The organism is Marinomonas algae (assembly GCF_047525555.1).
Taxonomy (GTDB): Bacteria; Pseudomonadota; Gammaproteobacteria; order Pseudomonadales; family Marinomonadaceae; genus Marinomonas.
The window spans coordinates 188,562-208,838 of sequence record NZ_JBLIXK010000003.1 but is presented as its reverse complement, the minus strand read 5'-3'; the positions used below and the strand labels follow the sequence as shown (position 1 = coordinate 208,838).

The 20,277-nt window shown below is 43.5% G+C and carries 20 protein-coding genes; 12 read left to right on the top strand and 8 right to left on the bottom strand.

The genetic code is table 11. The features are described 5' to 3' along the window. Positions 1-2: 2 nt before the first annotated feature. Complete coding sequence (locus tag ACMUMQ_RS07230; protein ID WP_414681330.1) at positions 3-371, bottom strand: MerR family transcriptional regulator; 369 nt, start codon at positions 369-371, stop codon at positions 3-5. A gap of 128 nt (positions 372-499) precedes the next feature. On the opposite strand from ACMUMQ_RS07230, the gene ACMUMQ_RS07225 reads away from it, so the two are divergent. Continuing rightward, positions 500-1,423, top strand: coding sequence for a homocysteine S-methyltransferase family protein (locus ACMUMQ_RS07225; protein WP_414681329.1), 924 nt, complete (start codon positions 500-502; stop codon positions 1,421-1,423). A gap of 114 nt (positions 1,424-1,537) precedes the next feature. Here ACMUMQ_RS07225 and ACMUMQ_RS07220 read toward each other — a convergent pair whose 3' ends face one another. Together ACMUMQ_RS07220 and ACMUMQ_RS07215 are read right to left on the bottom strand one after the other, a co-directional pair. Continuing rightward, positions 1,538-2,053, bottom strand: a complete 516-nt coding sequence (locus ACMUMQ_RS07220; RefSeq protein ID WP_414681328.1) for a hypothetical protein — start codon at positions 2,051-2,053, stop codon at positions 1,538-1,540. 220 nt (positions 2,054-2,273) lie between these two features. Beyond that, the gene (locus ACMUMQ_RS07215) at positions 2,274-3,650 is read right to left on the bottom strand and encodes a glycine--tRNA ligase (RefSeq protein WP_414681327.1); all 1,377 of its coding nucleotides are present in this window, start codon (positions 3,648-3,650) and stop codon (positions 2,274-2,276) included. A 256-nt stretch (positions 3,651-3,906) separates the two neighbouring features. Between ACMUMQ_RS07215 and ACMUMQ_RS07210 the strand changes: the two genes are divergently transcribed. From ACMUMQ_RS07210 to ACMUMQ_RS07200, 3 genes are all read left to right on the top strand, one after another. Then, positions 3,907-4,353 carry a DUF3429 domain-containing protein gene (locus ACMUMQ_RS07210; RefSeq protein ID WP_414681326.1) on the top strand — a complete coding sequence of 149 codons (447 nt, stop codon included), beginning with the start codon at positions 3,907-3,909 and terminating at the stop codon, positions 4,351-4,353. Positions 4,354-4,438: 85 nt separating this feature from the next. After that, on the top strand, positions 4,439-4,822 hold the full coding sequence (locus tag ACMUMQ_RS07205; protein ID WP_414681325.1) for a thiol-disulfide oxidoreductase DCC family protein: 384 nt from the start codon (positions 4,439-4,441) through the stop codon (positions 4,820-4,822). A 1-nt stretch (position 4,823) separates the two neighbouring features. Then, complete coding sequence (locus ACMUMQ_RS07200; protein WP_414681324.1) at positions 4,824-5,594, top strand: SDR family NAD(P)-dependent oxidoreductase; 771 nt, start codon at positions 4,824-4,826, stop codon at positions 5,592-5,594. A gap of 36 nt (positions 5,595-5,630) precedes the next feature. On the opposite strand, the gene ACMUMQ_RS07195 is transcribed toward ACMUMQ_RS07200, so the two are convergent. After that, complete coding sequence (locus ACMUMQ_RS07195) at positions 5,631-6,104, bottom strand: hypothetical protein (protein WP_414681323.1); 474 nt, start codon at positions 6,102-6,104, stop codon at positions 5,631-5,633. Positions 6,105-6,144: 40 nt separating this feature from the next. Further along, positions 6,145-6,405: a DUF5062 family protein gene (locus ACMUMQ_RS07190; protein WP_347983971.1), complete on the bottom strand. Its 261-nt coding sequence runs from the start codon at positions 6,403-6,405 to the stop codon at positions 6,145-6,147. 330 nt (positions 6,406-6,735) lie between these two features. Here ACMUMQ_RS07190 and ACMUMQ_RS07185 point away from each other — a divergent pair, with 330 nt between their 5' ends. The 8 genes from ACMUMQ_RS07185 to ACMUMQ_RS07150 all read left to right on the top strand — a co-directional run bounded on the left by ACMUMQ_RS07185 (position 6,736) and on the right by ACMUMQ_RS07150 (position 17,038). Beyond that, positions 6,736-7,422 (top strand): GntR family transcriptional regulator, encoded by a 687-nt coding sequence (locus ACMUMQ_RS07185; protein ID WP_414681322.1) that lies wholly within the window; start codon positions 6,736-6,738, stop codon positions 7,420-7,422. 28 nt (positions 7,423-7,450) lie between these two features. After that, the gene (gene prpB, locus ACMUMQ_RS07180; RefSeq protein WP_414681321.1) at positions 7,451-8,350 is read left to right on the top strand and encodes a methylisocitrate lyase; all 900 of its coding nucleotides are present in this window, start codon (positions 7,451-7,453) and stop codon (positions 8,348-8,350) included. A gap of 76 nt (positions 8,351-8,426) precedes the next feature. Further along, the gene (gene prpC, locus ACMUMQ_RS07175) at positions 8,427-9,554 is read left to right on the top strand and encodes a bifunctional 2-methylcitrate synthase/citrate synthase (protein ID WP_414681320.1); all 1,128 of its coding nucleotides are present in this window, start codon (positions 8,427-8,429) and stop codon (positions 9,552-9,554) included. Between the two features lie 42 nt (positions 9,555-9,596). Then, complete coding sequence (prpD, locus tag ACMUMQ_RS07170) at positions 9,597-11,084, top strand: 2-methylcitrate dehydratase (protein ID WP_414681319.1); 1,488 nt, start codon at positions 9,597-9,599, stop codon at positions 11,082-11,084. A gap of 105 nt (positions 11,085-11,189) precedes the next feature. Then, positions 11,190-13,271: a tRNA(Met) cytidine acetyltransferase TmcA gene (locus tag ACMUMQ_RS07165; RefSeq protein WP_414681318.1), complete on the top strand. Its 2,082-nt coding sequence runs from the start codon at positions 11,190-11,192 to the stop codon at positions 13,269-13,271. Positions 13,272-13,568: 297 nt separating this feature from the next. Beyond that, on the top strand, positions 13,569-14,561 hold the full coding sequence (locus ACMUMQ_RS07160) for a TRAP transporter substrate-binding protein (protein WP_414681317.1): 993 nt from the start codon (positions 13,569-13,571) through the stop codon (positions 14,559-14,561). 170 nt (positions 14,562-14,731) lie between these two features. Next, positions 14,732-15,409 carry a TRAP transporter small permease gene (locus tag ACMUMQ_RS07155; RefSeq protein WP_317002726.1) on the top strand — a complete coding sequence of 226 codons (678 nt, stop codon included), beginning with the start codon at positions 14,732-14,734 and terminating at the stop codon, positions 15,407-15,409. A gap of 15 nt (positions 15,410-15,424) precedes the next feature. Further along, positions 15,425-17,038, top strand: coding sequence for a TRAP transporter large permease (locus tag ACMUMQ_RS07150; RefSeq protein WP_414681316.1), 1,614 nt, complete (start codon positions 15,425-15,427; stop codon positions 17,036-17,038). Between the two features lie 81 nt (positions 17,039-17,119). Here the strand turns inward: ACMUMQ_RS07150 and kduD are convergent, their stop codons facing one another. The 3 genes from kduD to ACMUMQ_RS07135 all read right to left on the bottom strand — a co-directional run bounded on the left by kduD (position 17,120) and on the right by ACMUMQ_RS07135 (position 20,262). Next, entirely contained in the window at positions 17,120-17,878 is a 759-nt protein-coding gene (gene kduD, locus ACMUMQ_RS07145) for a 2-dehydro-3-deoxy-D-gluconate 5-dehydrogenase KduD (protein WP_414681315.1), read from the bottom strand. A 78-nt stretch (positions 17,879-17,956) separates the two neighbouring features. After that, positions 17,957-18,742, bottom strand: coding sequence for a GGDEF domain-containing protein (locus ACMUMQ_RS07140; protein ID WP_414681314.1), 786 nt, complete (start codon positions 18,740-18,742; stop codon positions 17,957-17,959). Between the two features lie 161 nt (positions 18,743-18,903). Continuing rightward, positions 18,904-20,262, bottom strand: a complete 1,359-nt coding sequence (locus ACMUMQ_RS07135) for a sigma-54-dependent transcriptional regulator (RefSeq protein WP_414681313.1) — start codon at positions 20,260-20,262, stop codon at positions 18,904-18,906. Between the last annotated feature and the right edge of the window lie 15 nt (positions 20,263-20,277).

Below are 20,277 nucleotides of genomic sequence, written 5' to 3'. Positions count from 1 at the left end.
AGTCAAGCCTTCAATTGGCTTTCAATAACCTCTTCGTAATGAATAATTTTTTCTTTAATCTTCATGAGATGTAACGACTCTAACTCGATCTTTTCTTCTAAAACCGCCACATGCTCTTCAAGTAATTGCTTCCTGAGTTGTGCAGTAACATCTCCTTTCTCTCTTAAATCAGCATACTTTTTTATTGCATCTAGCGGCATGCCCATATCTTTTAGGCGTTTCACAAAACTGATCCAATCAATGTCTTTTGAATTAAAAGAGCGATGCCCACTGGTATTTCTTGTTACATGTTTTAGCACACCGATTTTTTCATAATATCGAATGGTGTGTGCTGAAATACCGGTTAAAGCTGAAAACTTCTGAATGTTCATACTCCCCCTAAACACGTTTAATAAAACATTATGATCTAAGTTCCCCTAATCATGACCCAATTTCATTACCTTTCTTGCGTCATTATGTTTGAATAGCGCGATCTCAATTTCACTATACAAAGACCATAATGAAGCACTCAACTTTATCAAATCTGACCTTGTTAGATGGCGGCATTGGTCGCGAGCTTAAACGCATTGGCGCGCCTTTCTCACAACCTCTTTGGAGCGCTCAAGCCTTACTTGAAGCGCCTAACTTTGTTACTCAAGCACATCAAAACTTCATAGAAGCAGGTGCAGAAATCATCACAGTGAATAGCTATGCTTGTGTACCTTTTCATCTTGGTGAAGAGCTCTATAAAGAACAAGGTGCTGCTCTTGCAGAGCAAGCCGCCGTTATTGCCAGAGAAGTTGCCAACAAAGCATCTGAAAACGTACAAGTTGCAGGTGCACTGCCGCCACCGCTTGGCTCTTATCGTCCAGACTTATTCGAGCAACACAAAGCACTCGACATTTTAACGACGCTGTATAACGCACAAGACGAATACGTGGATTTATGGATCGCTGAAACCATCGCTAGTATCAACGAAGCCCGCAGCATAATTCATGTTTTAAAGGACTCAACCAAACCTTGTTACTACGCTTTTACATTGAACGATGAAATAGGTGAAACAGCCACATTGCGTTCAGGAGAATCGGTTTCTGATGCCATAGAAACACTCTTAAAAGAAGCGCATTTGAGAGAAGAAATAGACGGCATTTTCTTCAACTGCTCCATTCCAGAAGTGATGAAACAAGCCATTCTCGATACGAAAAGCGTCTTAGAAAAGCATACAAAAACACTCAACATTGGCGCCTACGCCAATAGCTTCAAGCCCATAGTCCAAGGCCATGAAGCCAACCTCAATATACAAGGCTCCCGCGATTTATCACCGAAAGAGTATCTAGACTACGCGAAAGAATGGCACAAGCTTGGCGCCAATATCATCGGTGGTTGCTGTGGGATTGAGCCGAGCCACATCAAAGCGCTCCAAGAATGGAAGCAAAAGCTTTAAAGCAACGCCGTACAAGAAGCACATGAAAAAGCCTAGCATGCTAGGCTTTTGTTTCTTTCTTTAACCAATCATAGATTTAGAAGCTTAAACTACAAGCTTACTCGCCTGTCATCATTAAGCTGGAATGGGAGAATCCATATTGGAACTCTCAGCAATGAAGCTTACTGCAGGATGCTCTTTCAGCTGTGAAATGATTTTTGGACTCTGATCATGAGTCACATCGATAATGACAATGACTTCACCATTATCTAAGTGTCGATCAAAGACACTTTTAAAGTAAGCGTCATAAGAATCACAAACTATAGCCGCCAACACTTTAGTTGCGATGAAAGCAACACCACTCACCAAAGCCAACCACAATAGATTCTGTATTGTGATGTCCATTACTCCAAGTCCAATAACAAGAATCAGTGCCAGTACGCAAAAAGCAAATAAACCTGCACGGTTACTAGAAGTGAGTAACTTGGTATTTTCAAAACTATTGCCACCATGAAGGTGGTGGGAAAGAATTCCTTTATCATCCCGAGATAAGACAAAAAAGTGTTCATCATCAACACCTTGCTTATGAACCTCATCCGATATCAACTCTGCATCATCAAGGTCATTCGTGCTATAAAATAGACGTTTCATAGTACCCTCCCGACATTCAGCTATTTGGAATTTTTATTAGCTAGGTAAATTTAGTCTGGTCGATAATCAGGGTTTTGCAATTATTTTGTTTAAAAATTAAACAGCGATAACATTTCTTTTCAAAAGGGTGGATAGGAATATCGACTCTCCAGAAACAAAAAATCCCTTTAAGACTCTCGCCTTAAAGGGATTCTAAAACGCTTTTTATGAACCGAAGAAATTAGTCTTGGTTGATAAAGTAGTTAATCACGTAAGCTGGTAATTCTGCCGCAGGAACAACGATTTGTTCCATTGTATCGCGGTCACGAACCGTTACTGGTGCGCCTTCTTTCTCGATAGAGTCAAAGTCGACTGTCACACAGATTGGTGTGCCGACTTCGTCATGACGACGGTAGCCTTTACCTACGTTACCTGTGTTTTCATAAAGAATACGACCTAAGCCCAGTTTCTGCAGCTTGTTCTTAAGCTCTTTTGCTAAAGCAACGATCTCTGGCTTGTTCTTTTTAAGCGGCATGATAGCAACTTTGATCGGCGCTAGATGTGGCTTGAATTTCAGAACAGTACGAGTCGAGCCGTTTTCCAACTCTTCTTCTGTGTAGGCTTCAGTCATGACAGCCAACAAACCACGGTCAAGACCAGCAGAAGGCTCGATACAGAAAGGCACTTCCCACTTGTTCGCTTCTAAATCACGAACCGCCAATTTAGACGTTGAGTGTTCGTTCTTCTTAACCTTTGCAGACAGGCCGAATTCTTCTTGAGCTTTGGTGTGAGAACCCAAATCGTAGTCGGTACGGTTGGCAACACCTTCTAACTCTTCAAAACCATGTGGAAACTTGTACAAGATATCCACAGTTGATTTTGAATAATGGGCAAGGTCATCACCTGTAACGTATTCAAACTCGATATTTTCTTCTGTTAGACCTTGATCCAACCACCATTGCTTACGCGTCTTCACCCAGAATTCGTGCCATTTTTCGTCTTCACCCGGTTTACAGAAGAATTCCAATTCCATTTGTTCGAATTCACGAACACGGAAGATGAAGTTACGTGGTGTGATTTCGTTACGGAAAGATTTACCAATTTGCGCAATACCAAAAGGCAAAGAACGAGAAGTCGAATCCACAACGTTTTTGAAGTTAGTGAAGATACCTTGAGCCGTTTCTGGACGAAGATAAGTGTAAGACTCTTCATTCACCATTGGGCCAACGTTGGTTTTGAACATCAAGTTGAAATCACGAGGTTCCGTTACTTTGTCAGAACCACAGTTGTCACAGATTTTGATGTCTTTCATGTGGTCGGCGCGCATACGAGATTTACACTCATGGCAATCAACCATTGGGTCAGTGAAAGTATCTTCATGACCAGAATATTTATAAACGTTTTTGTTTTGGATAATCGCAGCATCCAAACCTTCTACGTCGTCACGTTCGTAAACCATCGAACGCCACCAAGCCGCTTTTAGGTTGTTTTTCAACTCAATACCTAACGGACCGTAATCGTAAGCACCTTGCATACCACCGTAGATTTCACTGCCTTGGAAAATAAATCCGCGACGTTTACAAAGAGAGACGAGTTCATCCATTGTTTTAGCTGGCATTTCTAAACACACCTTAAGCAAAATTCGTTAAAAAAGACGTAAAACCAAGCGATTCTACGTTCAAGCAATCGTTATAGCCGTACATTGTACTCTTTGCCCGTATTTCGCTCAATGGCGATTCATCTAGCAGATAGAGGGTAAAGCTATGTAAAAAGCACAAGAGAAGACGATATAAGCTAGCATTTATAAAATAATTCGTATAAAACTCTTTCATACACTATATTTGCACATTGTTTTAATACTGGATTTTCTTTTCATGCGTACGTCTGCTTCCACACACCCTATTGTTCTCGCTTCCTTTGGGGTCGTCCCTTTTGCCTTTGCCACTTATTTGAGTTGGTCAAACGGCACCTTATTTGGCGTCTCTGGACTAGAGCTATTCATCACCTACAGTGCCATCATTCTCAGCTTTATGGCGGGTACTTTGTGGGGGCAACGTATCCATAAAGACATTAATTCCTTGAGCAAATATGTACTGATCTCCAGTAACATTATTTCTCTTGGCGCTTGGCTTTCTCTATTAATTAACGTTCCGGTTCTTTCAATCGCGTTATTATTTTTAGGCTTTATTAGCTTATTTTGGGTCGAAGCTAGGTCATTAAAGCAAAGCGAATCCTCTGATGCTCGCTATCTGAACATGCGGTTTTTCCTGACTATCATAGTCTGCGTTTTGCACCTACTTGTGCTCTACCCACACCAATAAATCCAATCAAATTTGATCTAACTTTCCTTTGGTCGCGTATCAATACTCTCTGATCTAAACAAATAAAGACGATAGAGTATTGATCATGCTGACGATTTTTTATGATGGTTATTGCCCACTTTGCACAGCAGAAATGAACTTGCTGCGGGATTTAGATAATCAAAAAAAGCTTATACTTGAAGACATTCACGCTGCTGATTTCTCCGAACGTTTTCCCCATATTGATCCAATCCAAGCCGATAAAATACTTCATGGGCAACTGCAAAACGGTGAAGTGATTAAAGGTCTAGACGTTACTTGTTTGGCTTGGAAATTAGTTGGAAAGCACAAATGGATGCAAGTGTTACGTTGGCCTGTGATTCGTCTTTTTGCAGATCTTGGCTACCTATTTTTTGCCCGTTATCGCCACTCTATTTCATCCTTTGTCACTGGTAAACCACGCTGCACATCCTGCCAAAAGGAGCTTTAACATGTCATCTTTTTACTCCCTCATCATTGGTGCTAGCAGCACTATTGCTCAAGCAGCCATAGAGCAATTCGAACAAAACCCAGATTGTCTTGGTGTGTTTGCGGTAAGCCGATCTTTACCCCATGAAGATAGCGACTCAGCCAAAGTCGAGAAAAAAGTCCGCTGGTTCATCTGCGATAATTCCGAGTCGAGCATCCAAGACGTCGTCCAACAGATCAATCTACATTCCCCAAATATCACGAAAGTACTGATCTGCAACGGCGTATTACATGGTACGCAGCAGAATAACGAAACCATGATGCCTGAGAAAAAACTAGAAGATATTAACGCTGAACAATTGGAAGCCGTTTTCCATGCAAACACCGTGGTTCCTATGCTTTGGCTCAGTAAACTTGTGCCTTTAGTAAAAGGCAAAGAAGCGACTCAAGTGGCATTATTCAGCGCTCGCGTAGGCAGTATTTCAGACAATAAATCGGGGGGCTGGTACAGTTATCGCGCCTCCAAAGCTGCATTGAATATGCTGATTCAAAACAGTGCTATCGAATACGCTAGAAGAGCCAAAAACGTCAAACTCATTGCTTTCCATCCGGGCACAACAGACACGCCGTTATCCAAGCCTTTTCAGCGTTCAGTACCTAAAGACAAGCTCTTTACACCTGAGTTTGTAGCTTCTCAGCTATTAGCCATTATGGATTCTGTCGAGATGAATGCCATTGAAGGGAATAAAAATGCGGCGTTTTTAGATTGGAATAACCAAGCAATCAATTGGTGATTGCTTGGTTTCTTCATCGAGCGTTGTCAGGAAAGACTAAGCTCTGTAACGACGAGTTGGATCAGACGCTTTCGTCGTTTGGTATTCATTAATCGTTAGCTGCTCAAGTGCCACCGCAATCCAACCACTCACCAACATATCAAACCAAGGCTCAACACCACTACAAGCCACAACAATATTGCCGTAAACAAATGAGCCGTAGAACAACACGTCGCCTTCACGCAAAGAAGAAGGGTGAAGCGTTTGATGATCAATATTTGAAACCGAATCACGCCATGCTTGTGCCGCTTTATTACGCGCTAATTCATCAAACGGTGCCGGCCAAGTTTCTGGCGTACCAAAAGTACACTCATGCAAAATAGCGTCTTCGAAAGGGGCTTCCCACGGTTTAAGCTGTGGATTCATAATGACAATATGCAATTCTTTGCGGCATGTTTTATTGAACAGCTGATCAATCGCCGGCTTTACAAGGTTTATGGCTTCGATTGCCAAGGCTTTATTATCCATCATTTTTTCCTTTCTAATCAGTAATGTAATCTTTGCTTTAATTTTACTTCAGCAAAGGATCATCTTTTGGTAAGAGTTTTTGAATCCACAAAGCCAACTTATGCTTCATGCTTGGTAAATCTTCTTTATCTGGTGGTAACGCCACAACCAACTTATCCAATACCAAAAGACGATAAATCGCTTCGGTTTTTTCATTGGCCGACATGGTTGCAGAGAAACCATCGTAGCCTCGTTTCAGTGCGTAATTTTCACCAACTTGGATGGCTTTTTTACTAAGCGCCGCCTCATTCTTTATTTTTTTCATGTTTTCCTCATCTTTTGGCTTATCGAATACTTGCCTATGGAAGCACAACTCACGCAATAAGATTGTCGACACACGGAATAAAAACGCGATTAGGACTCGGTTTCAGACTCTATCAGTTTTTTAGAAGTTGCTGAATCTTTCTCACCATAGAAATCCAAAAAACCGCCATAAAGCCCTACTCTAGCAGGAAAAGAAACTATTTCAGTATTGCTATATACGACTAAAGGATAAGCGTAAAAATAAAAAAGTGTCGACAATCTATCTTGATAATCGTTTAAAACAGGACTATAAAGAATAATATTGTCAACAATTAAGCTATTATTCGATTTTATGAGTAACCTTATTTCTATCAAATCCGCGACCTTGTCAGAAGATCTCGCACAACAGCTAACTAATGCGATTGTGCAAGGCGAAATCCCCCAAGGCAGCAAGATTTCTGAACCGGAACTCGCCAAACAATATGGTGTGTCTCGCGGTCCACTGCGAGAAGCCATCGTCAAATTAGAAGGTTTAGGGCTGGTGACTCGCACTGCAAATGTTGGCGCACGGGTAATTCAATTAAACACTCAAGACATGCTCGACACCTTTACTATGCGCGAAGCATTAGAGGGCATGGCAGCAAGGTTAGCAGCCTCCACAATGCCAGCCGAAGAAGTGAGTAGCTTGTATGATTTACTCGACAAACACCAAGCCTATCTTGATGACAACCAAGACGAACATTATCTGCAACAAGGCGGCAACGACGATTTTCACTTGCGCATTATTCACGCCAGCGGCAACGCCAAACTCATTCGTCTACTTACCGAAGAGCTGTATGCCGTCATTCGTATGTATCGACGTCACACCGCAGACCAACGCAGCGACCCTCGCCAAGCATTACGGGAACACAGAGCCATTTTAGATGCGATCGCCAACCATGAAGGCGATTTGGCTGAATTATTAATGCGACGCCATATTAGTCGCGCAAGCCACTTGTTACAGCAAGCCATGGAGCAAATCGCCCTGGTCTCACCCTAACAAAACCAATAAAAAAGAGAGAACAACGATGACAGCAGATTCTGCAGGCGCTCGTTTTAGACAAGCCGTCGCAACACAATCCCCCTTACAAGTGGTGGGAGCAGTAAACGCATATTGCGCCATGATGGCGGAACAAACCGGCCATCATGCGCTTTATTTGTCTGGTGGTGGTGTTGCCAACGCCTCCTATGGACTACCAGATCTTGGCATGACAGACCTTCACGATGTTTTAGAAGACGTACGCCGTATTACCGCCGCCTCTCAATTGCCTTTATTAGTCGATATCGACACAGGATTTGGCGGCGCATTCAACATCGCCAGAACCATTCAACAGATGGAAAAAGCAGGCGCAGCGGCGGTTCACATCGAAGATCAAGTGCAGCAAAAGCGCTGCGGTCATCGCCCTAACAAAGCCATTGTTAGCCAAAGTGAAATGGTCGATCGAATCAAAGCCTGTGTGGATGCTCGCGTGGATGACAACTTTGTCATCATGGCGCGTACTGATGCTCTCGCTGTTGAAGGGATGGAATCTGCCATAGAACGGGCCATTGCTTGCGTCGAAGCGGGCGCAGATATGATCTTCCCTGAAGCCATGATCACCTTGGAACAATATCAAGAATTTGTCGCTGCCGTTAACGTGCCAGTACTAGCAAACATCACTGAATTTGGCGCGACTCCGCTATTCAGTAAAGAAGAGTTAGCCAGCGTCGGAGTGGATCTCGTGCTCTATCCATTAAGCGCTTTTCGCGCCATGAACAAAGCAGCACTAAACGTGTACCAACATCTATTAAACGATGGCCACCAGCGTGACGTAATAAACACCATGCAAACCCGCAACGAGCTTTATGAATTTCTCAACTACCATGAATACGAAGAAAAGCTAGATGCGCTTTTCACTGAACAAAAAGGCTCAGGAAGAAACAACTAAAAAATAGCCAAGAAATAAAAAAGAAAGCAAAACATACTCAGCTGATTTCTCAAAAAAAATAATAAGAGGATAGAAGATGACGAAGATACTTTCTGGCGCTGGTCTGCGTGGCCAAAGCGCAGGTGAAACCGCACTCTGCACCGTTGGCAAAGCCGCGTCAGGGTTAACTTATCGTGGCTATGGCATCGATGCTTTAGCCAGTGAAGCCAGCTTTGAAGAAGTGGCGTATTTATTGTTGTATGGTGCACTTCCAAACCGCGCTCAATTAACCGCCTATGAGGAAAAGCTCATGGGATTAAGGTCGCTTCCCGAAACCTTAAAAAAAGCCCTAGAGTTGATCCCGAAAAACGCTCACCCCATGGATGTCATGCGCACCGGTTGCTCTTTTTTGGGTAATTTAGAACCTGAAAGCAACCTTGATCAACAACATCAAGCCGCCAATCGCTTAATCGCCACTTTGCCAGCCATTGTTTTATATTGGTATCGCTTTAGTCATGACGGTGTTCGTATCGATACATTGAACGCTCACGTTCCTTCTTTGGCGGGGCATTTCTTAACCATGCTTCATGACATTGAACCGAATCAATTACACACCCAAGTCATGAACGCTTCTTTGATTCTATATGCCGAGCATGAATTCAACGCGTCCACTTTCACTGCGCGAGTGTGCGCGTCCACCATGTCTGACATGTTTTCCTGTGTCACTGGCGGTATCGGCAGTTTGCGTGGCCCACTGCATGGCGGCGCCAACGAAGCGGCAATGGAGATGATAGAACCTTGGATGACACCAGACCAAGCCGAAGCTGAATTACTAAAAAAACTCGCTAACAAAGAAACCGTCATGGGCTTTGGTCACGCGATTTACAGTGAATCCGACCCGCGCAACGAGATCATCAAACAATGGTCGAAAAAACTCAGCGAAGAAGCGGGCGACACTCACCTTTACGCCGTTTCAGAACGTTGTGAAGCGGTTATGTGGCGCGAGAAAAAACTTTTCTGCAATGCTGATTTCTTCCACGCCAGCGCTTATCGATTTATGGGTATTCCAACCAAATTATTCACGCCAATTTTTGTGTGCTCACGCGTCACAGGCTGGACAGCACATGTTATGGAACAAAGAGCCAATAACCGAATTATTCGTCCAAGTGCCGATTATACAGGGCCAGATCATGCGGATTGGGTTGCTATCGACAAACGACCATAAGTCTAATTTTAATCTTTTAATTTTACCTAAAGGACACCAAAAATGAGCGCCAATGTAGATGTAAATAATCGTCCAGATTACGACCAAGTCATTCAAGACATCGCTGACTATGTGATGAATTTTAAAGTCGAAAGCCAAGAAGCGTTGGACACAGCGCGCAACTGTTTAATGGACACTCTTGGTTGCGGCTTGCTCGCCTTACGCTTCCCAGAATGCACGAAACATTTAGGGCCAATTGTTCAAGGCACGGTCGTTCCAAATGGTGCGCGTGTTCCGGGTACGTCTTTGTCGCTCGATCCAGTGAAAGCCGCGTGGGATATAGGTTGCATTATTCGCTGGCTAGACTACAACGACACTTGGCTGGCGGCTGAATGGGGACACCCTTCTGACAACCTTGGTGGCATTTTGGCGGTGGCCGATCACCTTTCTCAGGTTCGTTTATCCAATGGCGAAAGCCCTCTTACCATGCGCGAAGTATTAGAAGCCATGGTAATGGCTCACGAAATTCAAGGCGTGATTGCTTTGGAAAACTCCTTTAACCGCGTTGGTTTATGTCATGTTTTATTGGTTCGCGTCGCGTCTGTGGCTGTCGTCACTAAAATGATGGGCGGTGACAGAGAGCAAATCATGGCGGCGATTTCTCAAGCTTGGGTAGACGGCTCCGCCCTAAGAACATATCGCCATGCGCCCAATGCTGGCTCACGTAAGTCTTGGGCGGCAGGGGATGCGACATCTCGAGCAGTGCGTTTAGCTGATATGTCTATGCGTGGCGAAATGGGTATTCCAAGTGTTTTAACAGCGCCGCAATGGGGCTTCTATGACGTGTCTTTTTCAAAAACCAACAAAGAGCAAGCCATCAAACCCGATGCGCACCGCCAATTTTCTTTCACTCAGGATTACGGCACTTACGTCATGGAGAACATCTTGTTTAAGATTTCTTTCCCGGCTGAATTCCATGCACAAACGGCTGCCGAAGCGGCTGTTACCTTGCATCCTCAAGTCAAAGACCGTTTGACGGAGATCGACAAAATCGTCATTCGTACCCACGAATCGGCAATTCGCATCATCTCCAAATCTGGCCCCTTAGCAAACGCAGCCGATCGAGACCACTGCTTGCAGTACATGGCGGCTGTACCATTAGCCTTTGGTAACTTGGTGGCTGAACATTACGAAAATGATTTTCATGCGTCGAATCCGATCATTGATGAGCTGCGCGACAAGATGGAAATCGTCGAAGATAAACGCTTCACTGCCGAATATTTGGAAGCAGACAAACGCTCTATTGCTAACGCCATTCAGGTTTTCTTTAAAGATGGCAGCAGCACAGAAGAAGTGGCCGTCGAATATCCTGTTGGTCACCGCTGTCGTCGCGCGGAAGGCATTCCATTGCTAGAACAAAAATTCAAAAACAACTTGGCAACCCGCTTCCCGAATCGTCAGTGCCAAGCGATTTTCACCTTGTGTAAAGATCAACAAGCACTGGAACAAACACCTGTTAATCGCTTTATGGATTTATTCGTCATTGGTTAAAAGGCATTTTAAAATGCCAAGATGACCTTAAAACGAGGTAAACGACACATAATATTTGCGCAACTTTATGATCTCAGTATGATACTGAGATCATAAGGAGACGTTATGTATTCACCTGATAATTCGACCGTCAATTTAGTAGGCCAGCATCGCCACTGTTTTTTATTGAAGGGCTCAACTAATGAGGTTTTGTCAGATTTCTTACGTTTAACTGAAGCGTTTTCCGCCCCGCTCATTTGCGCTTACGATGTCAGCGCTTATGACGCACTTATGAATCAATCAACGCCATTCCTCACACGAACTTTCAAACAAGTTCGTCAAGAACTCGGCAGCACTCATGACGCTGTCTTAGTCGATTTAACTCAAGGTATCTCCGCCAGCGTATTGGCTATCTTGTCTGGAACAGTTCGCGGCAACGGCATCTTTGCCATTGCGCTTCCTAGTGATGATTGGCTGTCTTTGGTGGATCAGGATTTGCCTCGCTACTTACCTTGGCCTTATAAACCTGAGCAAATTGATTCCAGCTTTAAACGCTTTTTCTTAAATCATTTAGAAAGCCCAAACTCACCTTTCCAATCGATAAGTCGAAAAACAATTACTGCCTTACCTGCCCTCATATCTGTTGATGAAAATGCTCCTCTCACTAAAGAGCAGACTCACGCTCAAGCCAGCTTGCTAGATCAGCAAGCAGAGTCTTATGTCCTTATTGCTCCTCGCGGGCGTGGTAAATCGACCTTGCTTGGAGACAGCATTGCCAAGTTACTAAAAGCAGGAAAGCGAGTTGCTGTAACTGCACCGAATCAAGCTGCTATCAGCACATTGAAAGCTCGCTTTGAGCATACAGCTCAATCTATCGATCTAAGCCAGAATTTACCGTTTTTCGCCCCTGATGCGTTATTGGCCGATGAAAACCAATGGGATTATTTATTCGTTGATGAAGCTTCAATGATTCCTGTGCCTTTACTCATTGCGCTCAATCAAAAAGCAAAACACAGTGTTTTCAGTACCACAGATTATGGTTACGAAGGCGCAGGAAAAGGCTTTGGAATACGTTTTTGCCAATACTTGAAACAGCTTAATTCGTCATTAAAAGAGCTTTCTTTACAACAGCCGATTCGATGGGGGGGAAATGACCCACTAGAGAATTGGATCAATGATTGCTTCTTTTTAGGCGTCATCAACCAAGCCGCTACAGCCCATAATTCAACAGGCTCGAACGAATACCAACAACTTGTAGGCAAGGAATGGCTAGGTAAGACAGAATTATTGGCTCAAACCTTCCAACTTTTAGTGAGTGCTCACTATCAAACTTCGTCCGATAATTTGCGTTGGATATTAGACGATCCTTCTGTTTCCACCTTTTTGTCGTTACAAGAAGATGCGCTGAATAGTGTGGCTATCGTCACGGAAGAAGGCGATCTTCCTGATGCGCTTTGCCTTGACGTCATACAAGGCACTCGACGTCCAAGAGGACATCTCGTTCCTCAGTCTTTATTGGCTCATGAAGGCATAGCAGATGCAGGGCAATATACTTATTGGCGAATCAGTCGCATTGCCACAGAACAAGCTCAACAAAACCAAGGTTTGGCCAGTGGGTTAATTCGTCATATCGAAGAAGTCGCTAAAGGACGATGTGATTTTCTTTGTACCAGCTTTGCAGCAACCGCGGATGTGGTGGCTTTTTGGCTCAAAAATGGTTTTATCCCCGTGCGCCTTGGTACTGGAAAAGACCAAGCCAGCGGCTGTTATTCCTTAATGATGGTCAAACCCATGCATGCCAAAGCCTGCGACCTCGCCTCATTATGGCACCAGCATTATTGTGCGAACCTCAGTCTCAATTTGCCTAGAGACTATCAAGACCTCTCAGCCGATCTTGCAGAAAAGCTTGTTCAATCCACACAAACAACCAGCCTTACAGAAGAAAGCCTGTACCAGAAAGATATACTCGACCTTACTTTATTTACTCAACATCACCGACCTTATCCAACCATCCGAGCGCAGCTAACACGTCTTGTTCAAAGTGCGATAGCAAATGGAAAACTAACGAAAATACACCCTGAATATGAGCTGTTGAGCAGCGTCATCAGTCAACCACATGGCAAAATAGACTTTATGCTCTTCAGGCTAAAAACGAAGAAGCAAGTGGAAAAGCATTTGAAGCAGGTCGTAGGTGAATTGCTGCTTTAAGATGTGGGTGGAATTCCGCCCATTTGAATTTTTTCTATGTGTGTAATCTCCCCCTTTTTTAGCTTTCCATTCAATTCTCACAAACCTTAAAACGCCCAATATACGAATATTTTCCTTTTAAATCATAAGGTTGAAATAAAAGTGAAATATTTGGCACGTTTCCTGTAATGACTGAGGACCAAAGCAAATCCGCTTTTATGGTTTGTTTCAGGTGCCGTCTATCTTTTTAGATAGCGCCCAATGAAACTGAAAAAGCGGCTAAACAATAATAAATTCGTTTTTTGGAGTCATATAACAATGAAAAAAATCAGCCTTACTCTGACCTCTCTAGCTCTTGCTCTAACAGCAGGAACGGCTATCGCCAATTGTGATCCAGGCGAGCGCGTTGTTAAATTCAGCCATGTAACAGGCGGTACAACTCACCCTAAAGTCGTTGCAGCGAATAGCTTGGCAGAGCGTGTCAATGCTGAAATGAACGGTAAGCTGTGTGTAGAAGTTTATCCAAACTCAACACTGTTTGGTGATTCTAAAGAGCTTGAAGCCCTTCTATTAGGCGACGTTCAACTACTTGCACCTTCTCTTTCTAAGTTTGGTTCTTACACTGACAAACTGGGCGTATTTGACTTACCTTTCATCTTTAAAGACATGGATCATGCAATCCGTTTTACCAATACTCCAGCAGGTAAAGACCTTCTTAACGCAATGAAAGACGACATCGGCTTTGTTGGCCTAGGCTACTGGATGTCAGGCATGAAGTACTTCTCTGCAAAGAAACCACTGCTTGTTCCTAGCGATGCAGAAGGCATGAAGTTCCGCGTTCAAACATCAGACGTTTCAAAACAGATGATCGATGCAATGGGTGCTTCACCACAGGCAATGGCGTTCTCTGAAGTTTACGGCGCACTACAAACCGGCGTTGTGGATGGTCAAGAAAACACTTGGTCTAACATCTACACGAAGAAATTCTACGAAGTTCAAGACAGCACAACAGAAACAAGTCACCAATTATTGGCTTACTTGTTCATGACGTCTTCTGAATTCCTAGACAGCCTATCTGACGAAGATCGCGCGCAGTTCTTGCAAATTGCAGACGAAGTGACTCAAGCAGCAAACTTACACGTGAAAGCAGCTGAAGCCGCTAACCGTGCAAACATTCTAAAAGCAGGCGGTAAAATTAATACCTTAACGCCAGAACAACGCCAAGAATGGGTGGATGCAATGGCACCTGTTTGGAAACAGTTTGAGCGTTATATTGGTAAAGATTTGATTCAAGCTGCTGCTGGCGCTTAATCACTTTTTACCCAGCAGTGAGCTGACCTTGTTGCGTTAAAGCAAGGTCAGCTTTTGTGGTTTTACTCTGCGACTTCTCGATATCCATCTTTGTTAGATAGATTCAAAAACACCAGACATTCACCTTCACTGCTTTGATCTGTTAAGACGCATTTGATTTAGGAGTTCCCATGGCACTTTGGCCGCATCTTTATTTATGTATTTTTATTCTTATTCTTTGGATACTCGAACGCTTATTTCCTAAGGCGATGAACAAAGCAGAAGAAAACCTACTCGTTCTTGTCATTTTTTCCATTATGGCGGTGTCGTTCGGACAAGTTATCGCTCGTTATGGATTCAATACAGGCTGGGATGCAGCACTTGAGTTCAATACGATTGCTTTTTCATGGTTGATTTTATTGGGCATGAGTTACGGCATAAAAACCAATTTGCACCTTGGTGTCGACATCGTTTTGAACGCTGTACCAAAAGGCATAGCGAAAACACTGTCTTTGATCGGTGCAGCTGGCGCCATGCTTTATGGCCTAATCCTATTGGATTCTACTTGGTTGGCGCTATTAGGTATTGATGTAAATGGTGGCGCCATTGCTTACTGGTCGAAGATGTTCAAAATCGGCATAGGCACAGAAGAACTGCGTTACCCTATTTTCATACAAGATATGTTTGACCTACGCCCACGCGTTCAGCGTTGGTTAGTACTGGTTATTCTACCGATAAGCTTAGCCCTGCTGACTTATCGCTCTTTACAAGCCTTTATCGACATCGCTCGCGGCAAACGTTCAAGATTGATCAGTGGACATGAAGCCGAAGACCTTGTGAAAGAAAACCAAAACGTACTAAAAGACTAACGCAGGAGCTTTATTGTGCACTCAATCATTCTATTTTCTATGGTTCTCACCCTGCTGTTTATCGGCTTGCCTGTGGGCATCACGTTGGGCTTATCGTCCATTTTATTCATTACTTTTTTCTCCCATGACTCTTTGTCTTCTGTGGCGATTTCTTTATTTGGTGTCGGTAATCACTACACCTTATTGGCGATTCCTTTCTTCATCATCGCGTCGTCTTATATGTCGACCGGCGGTGTGGCAAAACGTCTAATTAACTTCGCGATCGCCAGTGTTGGTCATTTCCGTGGCGGCTTAGCAATGGCGTCTGTCTTGGCGTGTATGATGTTCGCAGCCTTGTCTGGTTCATCTCCAGCCACTGTAGTTGCGATTGGTACTATTGCTATCGCAGGCATGACGCAAGTAGGTTACTCAAAAGAATTCGCAGCGGGCATTATTGCCAATGCGGGTACGTTGGGCATCTTGATTCCGCCTTCTATCGTCATGGTGGTTTACGCGGCATCAGTTGACGTTTCTGTTGGTCGTATGTTCTTGGCTGGGGTTATTCCAGGCTTGATGGCTGGCGGTATGTTGATGTTGGCGATTTATGTTGTTGCTCGTATCAAAAAGCTTCCTGCTGAAGAGTGGAAAGGCTTTGGAAACCTAATTCGTGGTGGTAAAGAAGCGGGCTGGGGCTTGTTCCTTATCGTTATCATCATGGGCGGTATTTATGGCGGTGTATTCACACCAACAGAAGCGGCTGTAGTCGCTGCGGTTTACTCAATGTTTATCGCACTTTTTGTCTACCGTGATATGGGGCCATTACAAGGTCACGCTTGGGTGAATGAAGACGACGCACCTCATGCTCGTGTTGGGTTTAACGGGCTTGTTTATGGTGTCTCTTTCTTCCTTATCTGGGAAATTATGTCCTTCTTTATTTGGGCAGAGAGCGAAACCATAACTGGCGGAGATCGTGCAACATGGGGCGCCATTCTGTCTATCGCGTTGAGCATTTTCTATGTTTATAAGCGCTCTAGTAAGTTAGACGAATCCATCTTAACTTGTCTTGCGGCTGGTTTCCCTATTTGGGGACGCAACCTGTCTCTTATGACACGTAAATTCTTCCCAACCATGTTTGGCAATGAATCTCGTAAAGTCATGTTGGAAGGTACAAAAACCACCATTATGCTGATGTTCATCATCGCCAATGCTTTGTTGTTTGCTCACACTTTATCAGCAGAGCGTATTCCTCAAGCCATTACAGAGTGGATGCTAGACGCAGGATTCAATTGGTTTACTTTCCTGATCGCGGTCAATGTTTTGCTGTTGATTGGCGGTCAGTTTATGGAGCCTTCCGGTCTTTTGGTTATCGTTGCGCCAGTGGTTTTCCCAATTGCGATGGAACTGGGTGTTGACCCGATTCACCTAGGTATCATCATGGTGGTTAACATGGAAATCGGTATGATCACACCACCGATTGGTCTGAACCTCTTTGTGACTTCTGGTATCACAGGAATGAGTTTGGCTCGCGTTGTAAAAGCCGCTATGCCATTCGTTGCTGTCTTGATGGTGTTCTTGGTTTTGGTGACTTACATCCCTGCACTTTCTACTGCCTTGCCTTACAGCATTATGGGACCAGAGATTGTTCAGTAACAACTGAGTGTTTATTCTCAGCTGAAAACAAAAAAGCGCCGACTGGCGCTTTTTTTATTTTTAAATCGAGGTGTTGAAAACTTAGCGAGCTAACCAACCACCATCAACCGCTATGGTGTAACCATGTACATAACGTGAAGCATCAGACGCCAGAAACACAATCGGGCCCGCCATATCGTCAGGCGTTCCCCAACGACCAGCAGGAATTCGTCCGAGTATTTCACTGGATCGATTCTCGTCAGCTCGCAATGCTTCGGTATTGTTGGTTTCCATGTAACCCGGTGCAATGGCGTTAACATTAATGCCTTGTTGCGCCCATTCATTGGCTAAGGCTTTGGTTAAACCTAACACACCGCTTTTTGAAGAAGTATAAGATGGCACTCGAATGCCACCTTGATAAGACAACATAGACGCAATATTGATGATGTTACCTGTACTTTTCTGAGAGATAACTTGTTTCGCAAAAGCTTGAGACATAAAAAAGACCATTTTTACATTCAGGTCCATCACGTCGTCCCAATCTTGTTCCGTAAAATCAATGGCATCATTACGGCGAATAATGCCGGCATTGTTTACTAAGATATCGACTTTACCAAAGGTTGAAATGGCTTCTTTTATAGCAAGATCAGCCGTTTCTATTTTGCTCATGTCTGCAATAACACTGTGAAAACGACGGCCTGTTTTTTCTATCAAAGCCTCGGTTTCAGAGGGCACACTTCTATTTACACCCACGATGTCTGCCCCTGCTTGCGCAAGTGCCAACGCCATACCTTGTCCTAGTCCTGTATTGCAGCCAGTAATAATGGCGACCTTACCACTTAGATCAAACATGTTATTCATCGTGTCTCCTAACTTGTGCAAATAAACGGGCGGGGAATATTAAGTAACGAGGGGGAGCAATAAAAAAGGACTTACTTTTTAACTATCTCCCTCATAAATAACGTATCCGTTCCGATTCGATTTTTTAACCTCATAGAGGGCTGCATCGGCCATTTTTATGGCTCTTTCTAACGGCTTTTCATTATTCATATGTATAAAAGCAGCACCGATACTAACAGTAAAATGATGATTTTCACCTTCAACATCTACTTCATGTGCTCGAACATCCTTTAATATTGAGTTTATTAAGTGTGCTAGATCGACGGAATTGGTTTGTTTTAAAAACACCACAAACTCATCACCACCAAAACGCCCAACCAAATTGGGCTTTTTAATAAAATCACTCAATATAGAACTCAAAGCCATTAAGACATTGTCTCCACCGACATGCCCTAACTTGTCATTAATAACTTTTAAATCGTCTAAATCTAATAACAAAACCGCAGATCGATTTACTGTCTCTTCGGTTGTCTGTGAGGCTGATGTAGTCGATAACTCAGCAAGAGTTCGCTTACTTTCTTGGTAGAAATAACCTCGGTTATATACTTGAGTTAAGCTGTCTATGCTGGCTAACTCAGTCATTTTAATTTCCAAAGAATCAATCTTGAAAAATAAGCCAATTAAAAACCAAGATAAAAGAGGTGTAACAGTAAAGGTGATACAGGTAATAAGCACGATGTCTTCTAATAAAACATCAGTGAAATGAAAAGCTTTAACGAGAAGATAATTAATCAGACAGGCCAGGACTGTAGCCAACACAGTCAAAATAGACACTAAGCCAAAACGTCCTAATTTTCGCAGCATAGATCTGATTAAGGATGTCATAAGACCGCCACAAAATAATGCTTTTTAGGAGAGCTGTTCATGTCCATTTTCTTGACCTTGAATGCAATTATAAAACGCCTGTCCTTTTAAACGATTCAATGAGAGTATTCATTGAAAAACATACTCTCGATTGTATTACAGTTATATTTCTAACCAAAGGGTTATAATTTAAATATGTCCTTATCTAGGCCATATTTTCGCATTTTGTCGTAAAGGGTTTTTCTTGGTAAGCCAAGTGCATCCATCGTCCCTTTTATAGAGCCTTTTTGGCGCATCAACTCTTGTTCTAACAAGGTTTTCTCGAAGCGTTCCATCTGCTCAGGCAAGGTCATCACACCTGGATTATTTTCATTGGTAATGATCTCATCAAACTCAAAAGAGCCCGCTTCCCCCATCAAGACATAACGCTCAGCAAGATTTCGTAACTCACGAACATTCCCCGGCCATTCATAGCTCAATAAACTGTGCATTCGTGCCGCAGAAAGAGGCTCAGATTCACGCTTATATTGCGCAGTCGCCACCAAACAAAAGTGCTGCCACAACAGTGAGATATCATCTTTTCGTTCACGCAATGGTGGAATATCCACACGTACCACATTCAGACGATAATAAAGGTCTTCCCGAAACGTACCGCCTTCGCTTAATTGTTTCAGATCCACTTTGGTGGCCGCCAAAATACGCAAGTCCAAATCAATCGATGTGTTTGAGCCTAAACGCTCCAAGCGACGCTCTTCCAACACTCGCAATAAGCGAATCTGCATCGACATGGGCATGCTTTCAATTTCATCAAGAAATAAGGTACCGCCATTGGCGTGTTCTAACTTACCAATACGCTGAGTTTTAGCATCGGTAAAAGCGCCTTTTTCATGACCAAAAAGTTCAGACTCCATAATAGAATCCGGCACAGCACCACAGTTAATCGCCACAAAAGCATGGCCTCGACGAGAGCTGTGCTCATGAATATAGCGAGCGACTAACTCCTTCCCTGTACCGGTTTCACCTTGAATTAAAATATCCGCGCCCGTATCCGCCACATGCAATAACGCTTGGCGCAAGCGATGAATGCCAGCTGTATTACCGATAATACGAGGTCCTGGCGCATTTTGAGCGACTAATTCAAGACGTAAGTTTCTGTTTTCTAAAGTTAAGTGACGTTTCTCTGTGGCACGTCTGACCACTTCAATAAAGTCTTCGTTAGAAAAAGGTTTTTCAATGAAATCGTAAGCACCATCGCGTATCGCATTCACCGCCATACTGATATCGCCATGACCTGTTATAACGATAAATGGGATTTCGGCATCAATTTTCTTCACCTCTTCAAACAGCGCTAAACCACTTTTTCCTGGTAAGTTAATATCACTGACAATAACGCCTGAAAAGTCTAGAGAAAGACGTTCAATAACCCCCTGAGCACTGGAAAACTCAGCCACTTCAAAATCTTCTAGCTGCAAGGTTTGAGAGATCGCCATACGAACGGCTTGCTCATCATCGATTAATATTACCTGCTTGTTATCTAGCATGAATCTTCCTTTTGA